The following is a 1,533-nucleotide window of genomic DNA, read 5'->3' on the forward strand; positions in this document are numbered from 1 at the left end:
CTGTGGCCGGATGACAAAAGCCAGGCTCAACATCACTACGGCAGCGGCAGGCCATAGCCAGGTTAATACAGTGCCCTGGTTGCGACGGTTAAAGAAGTGTCGGATCAGAATCGCAGCCAGTGACAGGGCAGCAAGAATCGCCCAGCTCAAGTCATGACCATAAGTCATCGGGTAATGGCCACTGATCATGATAAACAACAGTGGCAGGGTGAAGTAGTTGTTGTGCCTTGAGCGTAGCAATGCATGTCGGGCAATGGCCGGATCAAAGCTGCTGTCACCACTCTGGGCTGCATCCACCAGCTTCCTCTGGGACGGGATGATAATCTGGAAGACATTACCCACCATCAGGGTGCCAATCAGTGCACCTACGTGGATATAAGCTGCTCTGTCGCTGAACAGTTGAGTGTATCCCCAGGCTGCAATAACAATCAGTCCAAAGAGTACCGCACTGAACAGTTTCTCATTGGAAAACAATGGAGTCCGACAAAGTAAATCGTATACCAGCCAGCTCACGAACAGGCTGAATGCACTGATTGCGATGGCTGAGGCCGGTGACAGTGGAGAGTCTGACGCAAGCAGATAACTTTCTGCGCCCAAGTAGTAAATAATGGCCAGCAGGGCAAAGCCACTCAGCCAGGTGACATAGGCTTCCCATTTAAACCAGTGCAGGGTTTCCGGCATTTTCTCCGGTGCCAGGTGGTATTTGTTCACTTCATAGAAGCCACCACCGTGCACAGCCCATAACTCCCCTTTAATGCCTTTTTTCTGTTTTGCCTGAGGGGCGTTTTCCAGTCGCCCTTCCAGCCAGTTGAAGTAAAAGGAGGCACCGATCCAGGCAATACCTGCCGTGACGTGCAACCATCGAAAAATCAGGTTCAACCAGTCTTGTATATAGGATTCCATACTCAGTTTCTTCCTCGGGTTTCCTGACCCATGATGATGGCTTTTTCAATGACCCGGTCGTCACCCATCACCATGAGAACACCCAGCAACTCTTCCAGTGTTTTTGTTTTTTCTGTTCTGAATTTCAACAAAGGTGTGGCTTCGGGGTTAAGCACCAGAAAGTCTGCCTCGTTGCCGATCTTGAAACTGCCGATGCGGTCGTCGAGATGCAGGGCTCTGGCCCCCCCCAGCGTGGCCAGGTAGAAAGCTTGAAGAGGAGATATCGTATTCTCACTCAACTGAGATACCTGATAAGCGTCTTTCATCGTGTTCAGCAGACAAAGACTGGTGCCACCACCCACGTCTGTACCCAGCCCGACACGAATATTCTTGTTTTGTGCGTTGGAGAAACTGAATAAACCGCTGCCCAGAAAAAGGTTGGAGCCCGGACAGCAGGCAATGGATGAGTCGCTTTCGGCCATTCGGTCCCAACTTTGCTCGCACAGATGGATGGAGTGGGCAAAGACCGATCGTGAGCCCAGCAGACCATGCTGGTCATAAACATCCAGATAATGTTTGCTGTCAGGAAACAGTTCCTGAACCCATGCTATTTCTTTGGGGTTTTCAGACAGATGGGTATGCAGGTAAAGG

At 50.9% G+C, this 1,533-nt stretch carries 2 protein-coding genes; both read right to left on the reverse strand.

The features are described from left to right. The coding region (locus KDK19_RS13785; protein ID WP_257292187.1) for a urate hydroxylase PuuD at nt 1–903 on the reverse strand (903 nt) is incomplete at its 3' end. 2 nt (nt 904–905) lie between these two features. Continuing rightward, the coding region (locus KDK19_RS13790) for an amidohydrolase family protein (protein ID WP_257292188.1) at nt 906–1,533 on the reverse strand (628 nt) is incomplete at its 5' end.

Source organism: Endozoicomonas sp. ONNA1, assembly GCF_024606325.1.
In the GTDB taxonomy this organism is placed as follows: Bacteria; Pseudomonadota; Gammaproteobacteria; order Pseudomonadales; family Endozoicomonadaceae; genus Endozoicomonas_A.